We start from the raw sequence: 16,314 nt of genomic DNA on the forward strand, positions 1-16,314 counted from the left end.
CATTATCCCGATTCCTTCGACAGTTGCAAGCCCTATCTTTCCAGACTCGCTATCGACCTCAACATCAAGACCTTTAACACCCCGCTCAATCAGCCTTTCAGCAGGACCAACCAAGCAAGAGCCGCGCATCATACCCCCTAAAAAATTTTAGTCAAGGCCTATATCAAGAACCAATGGCTTTATGCTGTTAAGCTATTCCACCAGACTCTTGCGGCAACCCAAAATACGCCCTCAACAACCACTCCTGGGCGCCTTTCACGGATCATTGAATCTCGGATCAGCGCGTTCCCGCACCATCAGTTATTGCTACAACACACAGCAATCACTGGGTTGGCGCACAGTACAGCGCTTTCCTCCAAACAGAAGCCCGCCTGAACGGCGGGCTTTTATACACACGGGCACGGAGGCGTGTGTTCAGAAAACCTTCGCGTCCAGCTCGCCGCTGGCGTAGCGCTTGGTCATCGTCTCCAGCGACAGGGCGCGGATCTTCGACGCGTTGCCCGCGGTGCCGAAGGCTTCATAGCGCTCAAGGCAGATGCCCTTCATCGCCTTGATCGTCTCGCCAAGGTACTTGCGCGGATCGAACTCCTTCGGATTCTTGGCGAGGAAGCGGCGGATCGTGCCAGTCGAGGCCATGCGCAGGTCAGTGTCGATGTTGACCTTGCGCACACCGTGCTTGATGCCTTCGACAATCTCCGCAACCGGCACGCCGTATGTCTCGCCGAGATCACCGCCGTACTCATTGATGATCGCCAGCCAGTCCTGCGGCACCGAGCTCGATCCGTGCATCACCAGATGAGTATTGGGGATGCGGGCATGGATCTCCTTGATACGCGAGATCGCCAGCACATCACCGGTCGGCGGGCGGGTGAACTTGTAAGCACCGTGGCTGGTACCGATGGCGATGGCGAGCGCATCGACCTGCGTCGCCTGCACGAAGCGCGCAGCCTCTTCCGGGTCGGTCAGCAGCTGCGAGTGATCGAGCTTGCCTTCGGCACCGATGCCGTCTTCCTCGCCGGCCATGCCGGTTTCCAGCGAGCCGAGGCAACCCAGTTCGCCTTCGACGGATACGCCGCAGGCATGCGCCATCATCACCACCTGACGCGTGGTGTCGACGTTGTAGTCGTAGGTGGTCGGCGTCTTGCCATCTTCACCCAGCGAGCCGTCCATCATCACCGAGCTGAAACCGAGCTGGATCGAGCGCTGGCATACGCCCGGCGAGGTACCGTGATCCTGATGCATGCACACCGGAATCTCGGGAAACTCCTCGATCGCCGCCAGAATCAGATGGCGCAGGAACGGCGCGCCCGCGTATTTGCGGGCACCGGCCGAAGCCTGGACGATGACCGGGCTGTCGGTCTGCGCCGCAGCCTCCATGATCGCGCGCATCTGCTCGAGGTTGTTGACGTTGAAGGCCGGCACGCCGTAGCCGTGCTCGGCCGCGTGATCCAGCAACTGACGCATCGAAATCAGGGCCATGTAATCTCTCCGGAAGCGGCGGACAGCGCCGCCGTCTGGGTTAGTGGGCTGTTACAACGCGGGTTTTTTCTGGCATCTGCGACGAATGATGGGTAACGATCAGCCAACGATCGCCCGACTTACGATAAACGAACGTGTACCGGGCCGGCACTCGACCGTTCTTCGTCTCGAACTCGTAGATGCCCGAATCGACGGCGATATCACCAAACAGCTGGATATTGCTTTCAAGGATGCGCCCACGCGGCTGCTTCTGCAGGAAATGCACGAAGTAATCGCGCAGCTCCGCCGGCGTGTGGCGGACCTGGTTGGAAAGTGTCGGCACCAGGATCGCGTCGGTGGCGTAGTTCGCCACCACGGCATCGGCATTCCCCGTACCGAGCGAGCGGTCCCAGCGATCGAACAGCGCCGCGATCTCCGCCTTCGATACCGCCGGCCCGGCCTGCACCGGTGGCTTGCCGCTCGCAGCACAGCCGCACACCAACGCGAGCGGCAGCAGCAGTGTCGCGAGATGCAGACGCAACTTGATGGTCATCACCATTCCTCCCTGTCATGAAAGCAGTGGTCCGCCTCGTGCGGCCCGTTGATCCAGTGTTCGCCTCAGCCGGCGCGACTCTCCAGCACCTCGATCGCCGGCAGCACCTTGCCTTCGAGGAATTCTAGGAAAGCACCACCGCCGGTGGAGATGTAGCCGACCTGATCAGCGATGCCGTACTTGGCGATCGCCGCCAGCGTGTCACCGCCACCGGCGATCGAGAAACCGGCGGACTGCGCAATTGCCTGCGCCAGCGCCTTGGTGCCACCACCGAACTGATCGTACTCGAACACTCCGACCGGACCATTCCAGACGATGGTACCGGCCTTGGCGATGATCTCGGCGAGCTTGGCTGCGGTCTGCGGGCCGATGTCGAGGATCATGTCATCGGCCTGCACGCCGTCGGCGGCAATGGTGCGCGCGGCGGCCTGCGCCGAGAACTCACTGGCGACGACGACGTCGACCGGCAGCGGCACTTCAGCACCGCGCGCCTTCATGATCTCGATGATCGCCTTGGCCTCGTCGACGAGATCGGCTTCGGCCAGCGATTTGCCGATATTCAGGCCGCTCGCCAGCATGAAGGTGTTGGCGATGCCGCCGCCAACGATCAGGCCGTCGACCTTCTCCGCCAGTGAGCGCAGGATCGTCAGCTTGGTGCTGACCTTGGAGCCGGCGACGATCGCCACCAGCGGACGCTTCGGATCGCCCAGCGCGCGCGACAGCGCATCGATTTCGGCTCCCATCAGCGGACCGGCACAGGCGACCTTGGCGTACTTGGCGATGCCGTGGGTGGTGGCCTCGGCTCGGTGCGCGGTGCCGAAGGCATCATTGGCGTAGATGTCACACAGCGCCGCCATCTTCTGCGCCAGCTCGTCGTTGTTCTTCTTTTCGCCTTTGTTGCAGCGGCAGTTTTCGAGCAGCACCACCTCACCCGGCGCGACGGCGAAGCCACCCTCGACCCAGTCGGTGACCAGCCGCACCGGCTGACCGAGCAGTTCGCTCAGGCGCCCGGCGATCGGCGCCAGCGAATCTTCCGGCTTGCATTCACCCTCGGTCGGTCGGCCCAGGTGCGAGGTCACCATCACCGCCGCTCCTTTATCCAGCGCCATGCGGATACCCGGCACCGAGGCGCGGATGCGGGTGTCGTCGCTGATGTTGCCGGCATCGTCCTGCGGCACATTGAGATCGGCGCGGATGAACACGCGCTTGCCGGCCAGATCGAGATCCGAGAGCTTGAGCACTTTCATCGAAGGGTCCCTGTGGTGATGGTCGAAGGTGCGGACAGAGCCAGCCAATGGCGGGCGACATCCAGCATGCGGTTGGCGAATCCCCATTCGTTGTCGAACCAGGCCAGCAGACTGACCAGCCGGCCATCGCCGCCGACGCGCGTCAGGCTGCCGTCGACGACGCCGGAATGGGGATCGTGATTGAAATCGCAGGAGGCGTGCGGCAGCTCGGTGTAGGCCAGCAGCCCGGCCAGTGGCCCCTCCGTGGCGGCGCGCAGTATGGCGTTGACCTCGCCCGCGGTGGTCGCCCGTGCCAGCGTCAGCACCGTATCCATCGCCGAGACGTTGAGCGTCGGCACGCGCACGGCCTTGGCCTGGATGCGCCCGTCGAGCTGCGGCAGCAGCCGGCCGATGCCGCGTGCCAGGCCTGTCGACACCGGGATCATCGACTGCATCGCCGAGCGCGTGCGGCGCAGGTCGACATCGTGATAGGCATCGATCAGCGGCTGATCATTCATCACCGAATGCAGCGTGCTGATGAAGCCAGCCTCGATGCCGAACGCCGCATCCAGTACAGACAGCACCGGCACGATGCAGTTGGTAGTGCAGGAGGCGTTGGAGACGATGCGCTCGCGGCCGCTCAGCGACTGCTGGTTGATGCCGTAGACGATGGTCGCATCGGCCTCAGCGGCCGCCGCCAGCGGGTGCGAGACCAGCACCCGCGGCACGCCGGCAGCGAGATAGGCGTCAGCCCCGGCGCGCGTCGAGTAGCTGCCGGAGCAGTCGAGCAGCAGATCGAGCTCAAGGCCGGTCCAGTCGACCTCTGCCGCCGCGCGGCCGTGGCTGACGCGCAGCGGCCGCCCGCCGATCGACAGGCCATGCTCGAATTCGGTGACGCCGACCGGGAAGCGGCCGTGCGTCGAATCGAAACGGGTCAGGTAGGCCAGGCTCGCCAGATCGGCCGCGGGTTCGTTGATGGCGACGATCTGCAGATCGTCGCGGCCGCTTTCGACCAGTGCCCGCAGTACGCAGCGCCCGATGCGGCCATAACCATTGATCGCGAGTCGCGCCATCGCCTTAGAGCAGCTCCTCCGCCACTTTGACGACGTTGGCCACGGTAAAGCCGAAGTGCTCGAACAGCTTGCCGGCCGGCGCCGACTCGCCAAAGCGGTCGAGGCCGACGACGCGGCCGTCGAGACCGACGTACTTGTACCAAGGCGCGGTCGCCCCGGCCTCGATGACCACGCGCCGGCGGCAGTCATTCGGCAGCACCGACTCGCGATAGGCCGCATCCTGCGCTTCGAACACTTCGGTGCACGGCAGCGACACCACGCGCACCGCCACGCCGCGGGCGCTCAGCTCGGTAGCGGCCGTCACCGCGATGCCGATTTCGGAGCCGGTGGCGATCAGGATCAGTTCCGGCGACCCCTGGCAGTCGACCAGCACGTAGCCGCCGCGGGCGACATTGGCCAGGGTCGCGGCATCGCGCGCCTGGTGCGGCAGATTCTGGCGCGAGAACACCAGCACGCTCGGACCGTCGCGGCGCTCGATCGCGGCCTGCCAGGCCACGGCCGCTTCGACGGCATCGCACGGCCGCCAGACCGCGATGCCCGGCATCACCCGCAGCGAGGCGAGCTGCTCGATCGGCTGGTGCGTCGGCCCGTCCTCGCCGAGGCCAATCGAATCATGGGTGTAGACGAAGATGCTCGGAATCTTGGCCAGCGCCGCCACGCGCAGCGCGTTGCGCGCGTAATCGGAGAACACCAGGAAGGTGCCGCCATAAGGGATGAAGCCGCCATGCAGCGCCATGCCATTCATCACCGCCGACATGCCGAACTCGCGCACGCCGTAGTTGATGTAGTCGCCGGCGAAATCATCATGACGGATCGCCTTGGCACCTTTCCAGAAGGTGTTGTTCGACGGTGTCAGATCCGCCGAGCCGCCGAACAGCTCCGGCAGCTGCGGGCCGAAGGCATTCAGCACCCGCTGCGAGGCCACGCGGGTGGCGATGCTTTCGCCGGCGGTCTGCGCGGCGGCGATGAATTCTCCGGCATGGCCGGCGAAAGGCTTCGGCAGTTCGCCACGCAGGCGCCGCTCGAACTCGGCCGCCAGCGCCGGGAACACCGTGCGGTAAGCGGCAAAACGCGCATTCCACTCGGTTTCCTGCCCGGCACCGCGCTGGCGGGCATCCCAGCCGGCATAGAGCTCGGCCGGCACAACGAAGGGCGGATGTTCCCAGCCGAGCTGGGCACGCGCCGCGGCGACTTCATCCTTGCCGAGCGGTGCGCCATGCACATCGTGGCCACCCTGCTTGTTCGGAGCACCAAAGCCGATGATGGTCTTGCAGACGATCAGGCTCGGCCGCGCCGTCTCGGCGCGCGCCGCCTCGATCGCCGCAGCCACGGCATCACCGTCATGGCCGTCGAGCGGGCCGAGGACCTGCCAGCCGTAAGCCTCGAAACGCTTGGCGGTGTCATCAGCGAACCAGTGCTCGACATCGCCGTCGATCGAGATGCCGTTGTCGTCGTAGAACGCGATCAGCTTGCCGAGGCCGAGCGTACCGGCCAGCGAGCAGACTTCATGCGAGATGCCTTCCATCAGGCAACCATCGCCGAGGAAAACATAGGTGTGATGATCGACGATGCTGTGGCCGGGCTTGTTGAAGTGCGCGGCCAGCGTTTTCTCGGCGATCGCCATGCCGACCGCGTTGGCGAGGCCCTGACCGAGCGGGCCGGTGGTGGTCTCGACGCCCGGCGTCATGCCGTACTCCGGATGACCGGGGGTCTTCGAGCCGAGCTGGCGGAACGCCTTGAGGTCTTCGACCGACAGTGCGTAGCCGCTCAGGTGCAGCAGGGAGTACAGCAGCATCGAGCCGTGACCGTTGGACAATACGAAGCGGTCGCGATCGGCCCAGTGCGGGTTGGCGGGGTTGTGCCGCAGGAATCCATTCCAGAGGCTTTCGGCGATATCCGCCATGCCCATCGGGGCGCCGGGGTGGCCGGAGTTGGCCTGCTGCACGGCATCCATGCTGAGGGCGCGGATCGCATTCGCCAATTCTCTGCGCGAAGGCATCGGGGGATCTCCTGAGACGCAAAATCAATCGGCGCCGGAACCGGAGGCCTTGGACGACGGGGCGCTACGGGGCGGGAAGCCGCGCGCCCTCGAACCGCGCCACCCGCCGTCGCGGGCGAACGGGCGGCCCGGCAAGTGGCGCGCGAGTATACGGAAAACCCCCTGCCCCGCCAAACGACTGGAGCAGGCAAACGCCATGTTCAGGCCGCCTTCCATTTGATCGAGCAGCCCATGCTGGCGATCTGCTGCTGCGGACCGGCTCCGCTGTCCGCAACCTGCTGCATGGCCTCGAACAGCTCGCGCCGCACGTCGGCCGGCGCCGGCTCGCGCGCGCTGGCATCGAGACGGCCGCGATACTGCAGTTCGAGCGCCGCGTTGTAGCCGAAAAAGTCCGGCGTGCACACCGCGCCATAGGCCCGCGCGACTTCCTGCGTCTCATCGAACAGATAGGGAAACGGATAATCGAACTCGCGGGCGACGGCTTTCATCTGTTCGAAACCGTCCTCCGGATAATCTGCCGGATCGTTGGCGCTGATCGCGACCACGCCGATGCCGAGTCCGCGCAATTCGCGCGCATCACGGATCAGGCGCTCGCGGATGGCCTTGACGTACGGGCAATGGTTGCAGATGAACATGACCAGCAGACCCTGAGGCCCGCGGCAGTCATCGCGGGTCCAGATGCGGCCATCGACCCCCTGCAGCCGAAAATCCGGCGCCGGCGTACCGAAGTCGCAGATGGGCGTATTCAGCGTGACCATGAGGCATCCTCCGTGAAAGAGGCCCGCCGCAGGGCGGGAACGGCCTTCGTTGTAGCACCACGATGCGCCCCCGTGAACCGCGCCAGCGCATGCAATCGCATGGCACGGTCGTTACACTTCCGCAGTTGCAATGCCCCGCCGCTGTGGGCTTCACCGATAAAACATGCAGACCACCGCGCGAGTGGTGCTGAGGATCATTCATGAGCGACGCTTATCTGTTCACCTCCGAGTCCGTATCCGAAGGCCATCCCGACAAGATCGCCGATCAGATCTCCGATGCCGTGCTCGATGCGCTGCTCGCCCAGGACAAGCATGCCCGCGTCGCCTGCGAAACCCTGGTCAAGACCGGCGTCGCCATCATCGCCGGCGAGATCACCACCAGCGCCTGGATCGATCTGGAAGACCTGGTGCGCAAGGTCATCTGCGACATCGGCTACACCTCCTCCGACGTCGGCTTCGATGGTGCCACCTGCGGCGTGATCAACATCATCGGCAAACAGTCGGTCGACATCGCCCAGGGCGTCGACCGCAGCAAGCCCGAGGATCAGGGGGCCGGTGACCAGGGCCTGATGTTCGGCTACGCCAGCGACGAAACCGACGTGCTGATGCCGGCGCCGATCTGCTTCTCGCATCGCCTCGTCGAGCGTCAGGCCGAGGCGCGCAAGTCCGGCCTGCTGCCGTGGCTGCGTCCGGACGCCAAGTCACAGGTCACCTGCCGCTATCAGGACGGCAAGGTCGTCGGCATCGACGCCATCGTGCTGTCAACGCAGCACAACCCCGACGTCAAGTACACCGACCTGCGCGAAGCGGTGATGGAGCTGATCGTCAAGCACGTGATCCCGGCGGAGCTGATCAGTGCCGACACGCAGTTCCACATCAACCCGACCGGCCAGTTCATCATCGGCGGACCGGTCGGCGACTGCGGCCTGACCGGGCGCAAGATCATCGTCGACACCTACGGCGGCATGGCCCGTCACGGCGGCGGCGCGTTCTCCGGCAAGGACCCGTCCAAGGTCGACCGCTCGGCCGCCTATGCCGGGCGCTACGTGGCAAAGAACATCGTCGCCGCCGGCCTCGCCAGCAAGTGCGAAATCCAGGTCAGCTACGCCATCGGCGTCGCTCAGCCAACCTCGATCTCGGTGACCACCTTCGGTACCGGCAAGGTCAGCGACGCGCGCATCGTCGAACTGGTGCGCGAACACTTCGACCTGCGCCCCTATGCGATCACCCGCATGCTCGATCTGCTGCACCCGATGTACCAGCCGACCGCAGCCTACGGCCACTTCGGCCGCCACCCGGTCGAGATGAGCTATGTCAGTCCGAAGGGTGAAACTGAAACCTTCACCGCCTTCCCCTGGGAAAAGACCGACAAGGCTGCCGCGCTGCAGGCCGCCGCCGGCCTCTGACAAGGCTTATCGCACGGACGACAAAAAGGGCCGCAGTCGCGGCCCTTTTTCATGTGTCCGAAGCCCCGCGCGAACCGGCCGCGCGGGGCCTGCGGCCTCAGTCGATCACCAGCATCAGATCCTTGGCGTCGACGCGCGTGCCGACGCCGACGTGGACTTCCTTGACGGTACCGGCGCGCTCGGCGCGGATCGTCGTTTCCATCTTCATCGCCTCGATCGACAGCAGCACGTCGCCCTTCTCGACGTGCAGCCCCGAACGCACCGCCACACTGACCACCAGCCCCGGCATCGGCGCCGGGATGTGGTGCGGATTGCCGTCCTCGGCCTTCGGATGCGCCTTGACCAGTGATTCCATGCCCTTCTTGGTCACGCGCACGGTGCGCGACTGGCCGTTGAGCTCGAAGAACACTTTGACCTGGCCTTCGGCATCCGGCTCGGAGGCCGTCAGGTAGCGCACGATCAGCGACTTGCCGCGGTCGATGTCGAGCGTAATGTCTTCACCCGACTCCATGCCGTACCAGAACACCGGCGTCGGCAGCACGCTGAGATTGCCGTACTGGCTGCGCTGCCTGGCATAGTCGAGGAACACCTTCGGGTACATCAGATACGAGGCGAGCTCGGTGTCACTGATCGCGCGATCGGCCTTGGTCGCCGCTTCGATGCGCACGGCATCCAGATCCGCCGGCGGCAGGTCGGCACCCGGGCGCACGGTGAACGCCTCAGCGCCGGCCAGCACCTTCTTCTGCAGCTCGACCGGCCAACCGCTCGGCGGCTGGCCGAGTTCGCCGCGGAACAGCTGCACCACCGACTCGGGGAAGGCGATCTCGCGGGCCGGATCGCTGACATCGGCCGGCGTCAGCCCCTGAGTGACCATCATCAGCGCCATGTCGCCGACCACCTTGGAGGTCGGCGTGACCTTGACGATGTCACCAAACAGCTCGTTGACCTGGGCATAGGCCTCGGCGACCTCCTCCCAGCGATGCTCGATGCCGAGCGAACGCGCCTGCTCGCGCAGATTGGTGTACTGGCCGCCGGGCATGGCGTGGCGGTAGACATCGGCGGTGCCGGAGCGGATGTCGCTCTCGAAGCCGGCGTAGTGCCGGCGCACGCCCTCCCAGTAACGCGACACCGCGCGCAGCGCCTGCACGTCGAGGCCCGGATCGCGATCGGTATCGCGCAGCGCGGCGACGATCGAGCCGAGGTTCGGCTGCGAAGTCAGGCCGCTCATTGCATCCATCGCCGCATCGACTGCGTCGCAGCCGGCCTCGACGGCGGCCAGCACGCTGGCGGCGGCGATGCCGGAGGTGTCGTGCGTGTGGAAGTGCAGCGGCAAACCGACTTCCTCGCGCAGCGTCAGCACCAGCTTGCGGATCGCCGCCGGGCGGGCGACGCCGGCCATGTCCTTGATGGCAATGGCGTGGGCGCCGGCGGCTTCCAGCGCCTTGGCCATCTTCACGTAGTAGCCGAGGTCGTACTTGTTCGGCTCCGGCGCCAGCATGTCGCCGGTGTAGCAGACGGTGGCCTCGCAGAAGCCGCCGGCCTCGATGACGGCGTCCATCGCCACGCGCATGTTCTCGACCCAGTTCAGCGAATCGAACACGCGGAACACGTCCATGCCGGCGGCGACTGCCTGCTGCACGAAATAGCGCACGACGTTGTCCGGGTAGCTGGTATAGCCGACGGCATTGGCACCGCGCAGCAGCATCTGGAACAGGATGTTCGGCACACGCTCGCGCAGACCGTGCAGGCGCTCCCAGGGGTCTTCCTTGAGGAAGCGCATCGCCACGTCGAAGGTCGCGCCGCCCCAGCACTCCAGCGAGAACAGCTGCGGCAGCTGCGCGGCGTAGTACGGCGCGATGGTCCACAGATCACGCGAACGCATGCGTGTGGCGAGCAGCGACTGGTGCGCATCACGCATCGTCGTATCGGTGATCAGGGCCTGCTTCTGCTCGCGCATCCAGCGCGAAAAACCCTCGGCGCCGAGCTGCTGGAACAACTGGCGGCTGCCGACCGGTGCCTCACCGGCAAACGGCGACGGCAACTGCGCCGGCTGCCGGGTGTCCGGCACCGAGCGCCCGGCCACTTCGGCATTGCCGTTGACGGTCGTTTCGGCGATGTAGCGCAGCAGCCGCGTGCCGCGATCGCGGCGCTTGGAGAAATGGAACAGCTCCGGCGTCTCGTCGATGAAGCGCGTGATGTAGCTGCCGTCACGGAACTGCGGGTGGTTGATGACGTTTTCGAGGAAGGCGAGGTTGGTCGCCAGGCCGCGCACGCGGAATTCGCGCAGCGCCCGATCCATGCGCTGGATGGCATCGTCGGCGTCCGGCGACCAGGCCGTGACCTTGACCAGCAGCGAATCGTAGTACGGCGTGATCACCGCGCCCGAATAGGCCGTGCCGGCATCGAGACGGATACCGAAGCCGGCCGCGCTGCGATAGGCCTGGATGCGGCCGTAATCCGGGGTGAAGCCGTTCTCCGGGTCCTCGGTGGTCACCCGGCACTGCAGCGCATGACCATGCAGGTGAATGTCCGCCTGCGCCGGCACGCCGCTGTCCGCCGTACCGATCTCCGCGCCCTCGCTGACGCGGATCTGCGCCTTGACCAGATCGATGCCGGTGACCATCTCGGTGACGGTGTGCTCGACCTGGATGCGCGGGTTGACCTCGATGAAGTAGAAGGCGCCGGTATCGGCATCCATCAGGAATTCGACGGTGCCGGCGCAGGAGTAATCGACGGCGCGCGCGAGCTTCAGCGCCGATTCGCACAGCGCGGCGCGGGTGGCCGCGGTCAGGTATTGCGCCGGGGCACGCTCGACGACCTTCTGATTGCGCCGCTGCACCGTGCAGTCGCGCTCGAACAGGTGCACGACGTTGCCATGGCGGTCACCGAGGATCTGCACCTCGACGTGACGGGCACGGCGCACCAGTTTTTCCAGGTAGACCTCGTCGTTGCCGAAAGCCGCCTTGGCCTCGCGTCGCGCCACCTCGATCTGCGGGCCGAGATCGGCCTCGGACTCGATCACGCGCATGCCGCGCCCGCCACCGCCCCAGCTCGCCTTGAGCATGAACGGGTAGCCGATGGCCGCCGCCATCCGCTTGACCTCGTCGAGGTCCTCCGGCAGCGGACCGGTGGCCGGCATCACCGGCACGCCGGCGCTGACCGCCATGTTGCGCGCGGCAACCTTGTTGCCGAGCGTGCGCATCACCTCCGGCGCCGGACCGATGAAAATGATCCCCGACTTGGCGCAGGCCTCGGCGAAATCCGGGTTCTCCGACAGGAAGCCGTAGCCGGGATGAATGGCGTCGACCTGCGCCTCACGGGCGATACGCAGGATGTCGTCGATGTCGAGATAGGCCTGGATCGGCTTCTTGCCCTGGCCGACCCGGTAACTCTCGTCGGCCTTGAAACGATGCAGGGCGAAACGATCCTCCTCGGCGTAGATCGCGACAGTGGCGATGCCGAGTTCCGCGGCCGCGCGCATGGCACGAATGGCAATCTCGCCGCGGTTGGCGACGAGCAGACGACGGATCTTGCGAGGCATTAGGTGGCTCCCGGAGCGCACTGCACGCTCAAGTAGTTATCTTATGTATTAACATGATTGATGTTATTGCGATGCCGCATTAGTAAAGCTAAACCGGATTCCCGACGCCCACAATGCCAATACAGACCTGCGTGTTGCAGCCGTTGCGGCCACGTGCAACGGGCGCAACGCAAGCCATATTCCGCAATCGAAAACACGGCTGCCGATGACGCCTGCAGACAAGAAAGCGGCGCCTGCACGCTGCATCACGCCGCTGACGGCTGTCTGTGCACGGGTAGCGGACTGCATCGACACGACACGATCTGCGGCTTGCACTGCACGGGCGAGTCGCTAAACTCCGCGGCCACTCCTGAGGAGCGCTGCAACGGGTCCGGTCCCGCCAGGCTCAGGGTTTTCCGTTTCAACGGCGCTCGTTCGACCCCCTGACTGTGATGGCGGTCGGCGAGCGAGCCCCCAGGCAGCGCCCCGCCTCACAGTCTGCCGCTGAGGTAATGACTGATGAGCGCAGTGCCGCAGACCCCCGCAAACAGCGATTTTCACGTCGCCGATCTGTCGCTGGCCGATTGGGGCCGCAAAGAAATCCGCATCGCTGAGACCGAAATGCCCGGCCTGATGGCGGTGCGTGCCGAATATGCAGCCGCACAGCCGCTCAAGGGCGCGCGCATCACCGGCTCGCTGCACATGACGATCCAGACCGCGGTGCTGATCGAGACGCTGGTCGCGCTCGGAGCCGAAGTACGCTGGGCCTCGTGCAATATTTTCTCGACGCAGGACCACGCCGCCGCGGCGATCGCCGCCGCCGGCATCCCGGTGTTCGCCTACAAGGGCGAATCGCTCGACGACTACTGGGATTATTCGCACCGCATCTTCGAGTGGGCCGACGGCGGCCACTCGAACATGATCCTCGACGACGGCGGCGACGCCACACTGCTGCTGGTGCTCGGCAGCCGCGCCGAGAGCGACCGTTCGGTCATCGCCAAGCCGACCTGTGATGAAGAAGTCGCGTTGTTCGCCGCCATCGCCCGCACGCTGGAGCGCGATCCGCACTGGTACTCGACGCGCCTGGCCAAGATCAAAGGCGTCACCGAGGAAACCACCACTGGCGTGCACCGCCTCTACCAGATGGAGAAGGAAGGCCGTCTGCCGTTCCCGGCGATCAACGTCAACGACTCGGTGACCAAGTCCAAGTTCGACAACCTCTACGGCTGCCGCGAATCGCTGGTCGATGGCATCAAGCGCGCCACCGACGTGATGATCGCCGGCAAGATCGCCGTGGTCCTCGGCTACGGCGATGTCGGCAAGGGCTGCGCGCAGTCGCTGCGCGGGCTGGGCGCGACGGTATGGGTCACCGAGATCGACCCGATCTGCGCGCTGCAGGCGGCGATGGAAGGCTACCGCGTGGTGCGCATGGACGAGATCGCTGATCAGGGCGACATCTTCGTCACCACCACCGGCAACGTCGGCGTCATCACCCACGAGCACATGCTGCGGATGAAGGATCAGGCCATCGTCTGCAACATCGGCCACTTCGACTCCGAAATCGAGGTCGCCAGCCTGCGCCAGTATCCGTGGGAGAACATCAAACCGCAGGTCGACCACATCATCTTCCCCGACGGCACGCGCATCATCCTGCTTGCTGAAGGCCGCCTGGTGAACCTCGGCTGCGCCACCGGCCACCCGAGCTTCGTGATGTCCAACAGCTTCACCAACCAGACGCTGGCGCAGATCGAGCTGTTCAACCACACCGAGAACTACACCAAGCGCGTCTACGTGCTGCCCAAGCACCTCGACGAGAAGGTCGCCCGCCTGCATCTGGCAAAGATCGGCGCGCGGCTGACCGAGCTGACCGACACCCAGGCCGCCTACATCAACGTGCCGAAGGAAGGCCCGTACAAGCCGGAGCACTACCGCTACTGAGCTTGTCGCGCCTGCGTCCCGTGCTGAGGGGCGCATCGGCTGGCGGCGGGGCTCGTGATGCCCGCCGCCATTTTTATCGGCCACCGCTCCGGGGACTCCGAGTCGATGGACACTCAACGCCGTTATCCGCAGGTTTGCTCCTGCGAATTCTTTCCACCGCACAGCGAAGACGGCCTGCAGAAGCTGCTGGTCACCAGTGCGGAGCTCGATGCACTGCGCCCCGCCTTCCGCTCGGTCACCTATGGTGCCGGCGGCAGTACGCGCGAGCGCACCTTCGTCACCGTCACCGCGCTCGGCGGGCTCGGCATCGATGCCGCTCCGCACCTGACCTGCGTCGGTTCGACGCGTGCCGGCATCGCCGAAATCCTTGAGGAATACCGCGTCCAGGGCGTGCGCCGCATCGTCGCGCTGCGTGGCGACGTGCCTTCAGGCATGCGTGACATCGGTGATTTTCGCTACGCCAACGAGCTGATCGAGTTCATCCGCGCAAGCACCGGTGAACATTTCCATCTCGAAATCGCCGCCTACCCGGAATACCACCCGCAGTCCTCCCGCCCCGAGCGCGACCTCGACAACTTCGCGCGCAAGGTGCAGGCCGGCGCCAATTCGGCGATCACGCAGTATTTCTACAACGCCGACGCCTACTTTCATTTCATCGATGAAATCGAGGCCCGCGGCGTCGACATCCCGGTGGTGCCCGGCATCATGCCGATCACCAATTTCACGCAGCTCGCGCGTTTCTCCGATGCCTGCGGCACCGAGATCCCGCGCTGGATGCGCCGCCAGCTCGAAGCCTACGGCGAGGACCGCGACGCCATCCGCGCTTTCGGTCTCGACGTGGTCACCGCGCTGTGTGAACGCCTGCTCGCCGCCGGTGCGCCGGGGCTGCATTTCTACACGATGAACCAGTCCGGCCCGACGCTGGAGATCGCCTCGCGACTCGGTCTGCTGCAGGCCTGAAGGTTCAGCCGGCCTTAAGCCAGCCGCCGGCGGGCGGGCCATAATCGCAGCCAACGGCGTCGCATCGTTCGCGACGCCGGGAGGAGTCCCGATGCGTGCCCTTCGCTTCGCGGTGCTGCTGCCCGTCCTGCTCGCAGGCTGCGCCACCCCTGCACCACCGCTGCCCGTGCAGCCCTACACGTCACCTGCCAATGCTGAAACCACGGCAGCCGATGGCTGCGGACATTTCGCCACACAGATGGAATTCGCCCCGCTGCGCGAGCATCTGGCGCTCGACAACCTGACCAGCCAGACGCCGCAGATGCTCGCCGACCGACGCGTGCCGACGCGTGCCGAGCGCACGCTGATCCGCCGCTGGCTGACACAGCGCGACAGCTGCCAGCGCGCCGCGATCGACGCCGAGCGCGAGCAATCCTCGCCACAGATGATCGCGCTCGATGAGCAGCTGCTACGCGACAACCAGGCCCTCGGCGAGCAGCTGGCAAAGGGCAGACTCAGTTATGGCGAATTCGCCCGCCGCCGGCAGGCGCTGGTCGATCGCTACAACGACGACTGGCAGGCGCAGTGGCAGGCGTATTCGGCCGCGCGCAGCGAAGCCGAGCGCCGGGCGGCCGAAGACGCCTGGCTGCGCGATCGCTACTGGCGCGACCGCGCCTACTACGACAGTTACTGGGGCACACCGGCCTACGGCCCGGGCTGGTACGCCTACCCGTATTACGACGCGCACAGCCACGTCTACATCGGCATCGGCGGGCGTTTCTGAGTGCCGGGGCGCGCTGCGCGCCCCGAGCGCTCCCGGCTCAGCGCTTCGGCGCCGGCACCACTTCGATGGCGACCGCCTGCGTGTAGCTGACCTCGACCAGATCGCCGACCTTCACCCCGTCGAGGCGCTTGGGATCACGCACGACGACCTCGACCAGATTGCCCTTCGGCCCCTTGAGCGTGACCGACGGCCGTTTCGAGTCGATCTTGACGATGGTCGCCACAGCGGTGACCTCGGTAGCGACGACGCCGGCCGGCTTGTCACCGAGCGCGGCGCGGTCCTTGTATTCGTTGGCGTCGAGCCGCGGCGTTTCCGTGCCCTTCTTGTGCAGCTGGATCAGCGTCGATTCATAGAAGCTGACCTGCACCAGGTCGCCCTTCTTGATCATCGCGAAGTTGCGCACTTCCGGTCCGGCCTGAACGTCGAAGGTGCGACCGTCCTTCGTGCGCAAGGTGACGATGCGCTTGCCGTGGTTGATGGCAACCACCTTGGCCTCAGCGCTGATGGCGTTGACGGCGACCACCTCCGGCTGCGGTGCCGGGGCAACCGGCGGAGTCGTTTCCTGCTGTGCGCAGGCACTCAGCGCAGCGAGTACGGCAACGGCACAAAGATGACGAGAAATGTTCACATCGGGCTCCCTGATCAGTCGAAAAACACAGG

The 16,314-nt window shown here is 65.5% G+C and carries 12 protein-coding genes and 1 riboswitch; of the genes, 4 read left to right on the forward strand and 8 right to left on the reverse strand.

The window, feature by feature from the left end; genetic code table 11:
- Window positions 1-414: 414 nt before the first annotated feature.
- The 6 genes from fba to C7443_RS02600 all read right to left on the reverse strand — a co-directional run bounded on the left by fba (window position 415) and on the right by C7443_RS02600 (window position 7,067).
- On the reverse strand, window positions 415-1,479 hold the full coding sequence (fba, locus tag C7443_RS02575; RefSeq protein ID WP_110017029.1) for a class II fructose-bisphosphate aldolase: 1,065 nt from the start codon (window positions 1,477-1,479) through the stop codon (window positions 415-417).
- Window positions 1,480-1,519: 40 nt separating this feature from the next.
- Window positions 1,520-2,011, reverse strand: coding sequence for an SgcJ/EcaC family oxidoreductase (locus C7443_RS02580; RefSeq protein ID WP_211346143.1), 492 nt, complete (start codon window positions 2,009-2,011; stop codon window positions 1,520-1,522).
- 65 nt (window positions 2,012-2,076) lie between these two features.
- On the reverse strand, window positions 2,077-3,258 hold the full coding sequence (locus C7443_RS02585; protein WP_110017031.1) for a phosphoglycerate kinase: 1,182 nt from the start codon (window positions 3,256-3,258) through the stop codon (window positions 2,077-2,079).
- Window positions 3,255-4,310, reverse strand: coding sequence for a type I glyceraldehyde-3-phosphate dehydrogenase (locus tag C7443_RS02590; RefSeq protein ID WP_110017032.1), 1,056 nt, complete (start codon window positions 4,308-4,310; stop codon window positions 3,255-3,257). Before C7443_RS02590 ends, C7443_RS02585 begins: the two co-directional genes overlap by 4 nt.
- 4 nt (window positions 4,311-4,314) lie before the next feature.
- Complete coding sequence (gene tkt, locus C7443_RS02595; protein WP_110017033.1) at window positions 4,315-6,309, reverse strand: transketolase; 1,995 nt, start codon at window positions 6,307-6,309, stop codon at window positions 4,315-4,317.
- Between the two features lie 200 nt (window positions 6,310-6,509).
- A complete protein-coding gene (locus tag C7443_RS02600; protein WP_110017034.1) occupies window positions 6,510-7,067 on the reverse strand; it encodes a thioredoxin family protein in 558 nt (185 codons plus the stop codon).
- 200 nt (window positions 7,068-7,267) lie between these two features.
- On the opposite strand from C7443_RS02600, the gene metK reads away from it, so the two are divergent.
- Complete coding sequence (gene metK, locus C7443_RS02605; RefSeq protein ID WP_110017035.1) at window positions 7,268-8,473, forward strand: methionine adenosyltransferase; 1,206 nt, start codon at window positions 7,268-7,270, stop codon at window positions 8,471-8,473.
- Window positions 8,474-8,570: 97 nt separating this feature from the next.
- Here metK and pyc read toward each other — a convergent pair whose 3' ends face one another.
- Window positions 8,571-12,014 carry a pyruvate carboxylase gene (gene pyc, locus C7443_RS02610; protein ID WP_110017036.1) on the reverse strand — a complete coding sequence of 1,148 codons (3,444 nt, stop codon included), beginning with the start codon at window positions 12,012-12,014 and terminating at the stop codon, window positions 8,571-8,573.
- 346 nt (window positions 12,015-12,360) lie between these two features.
- Window positions 12,361-12,433: riboswitch (S-adenosyl-L-homocysteine riboswitch) on the forward strand.
- 79 nt (window positions 12,434-12,512) lie between these two features.
- Here pyc and ahcY point away from each other — a divergent pair.
- From ahcY to C7443_RS02625, 3 genes are all read left to right on the forward strand, one after another.
- Window positions 12,513-13,931 carry an adenosylhomocysteinase gene (gene ahcY / locus C7443_RS02615; RefSeq protein ID WP_110017037.1) on the forward strand — a complete coding sequence of 473 codons (1,419 nt, stop codon included), beginning with the start codon at window positions 12,513-12,515 and terminating at the stop codon, window positions 13,929-13,931.
- A gap of 105 nt (window positions 13,932-14,036) precedes the next feature.
- Complete coding sequence (gene metF / locus C7443_RS02620) at window positions 14,037-14,891, forward strand: methylenetetrahydrofolate reductase [NAD(P)H] (RefSeq protein ID WP_110017541.1); 855 nt, start codon at window positions 14,037-14,039, stop codon at window positions 14,889-14,891.
- Between the two features lie 91 nt (window positions 14,892-14,982).
- Entirely contained in the window at window positions 14,983-15,654 is a 672-nt protein-coding gene (locus C7443_RS02625) for a hypothetical protein (RefSeq protein ID WP_110017038.1), read from the forward strand.
- Between the two features lie 37 nt (window positions 15,655-15,691).
- On the opposite strand, the gene C7443_RS02630 is transcribed toward C7443_RS02625, so the two are convergent.
- A complete protein-coding gene (locus C7443_RS02630) occupies window positions 15,692-16,282 on the reverse strand; it encodes a hypothetical protein (RefSeq protein WP_146213217.1) in 591 nt (196 codons plus the stop codon).
- Window positions 16,283-16,314 lie beyond the last annotated feature (32 nt).

Origin of the sequence: Plasticicumulans acidivorans (assembly GCF_003182095.1) — a bacterium.
GTDB lineage: Bacteria > Pseudomonadota > Gammaproteobacteria > Competibacterales > Competibacteraceae > Plasticicumulans > Plasticicumulans acidivorans.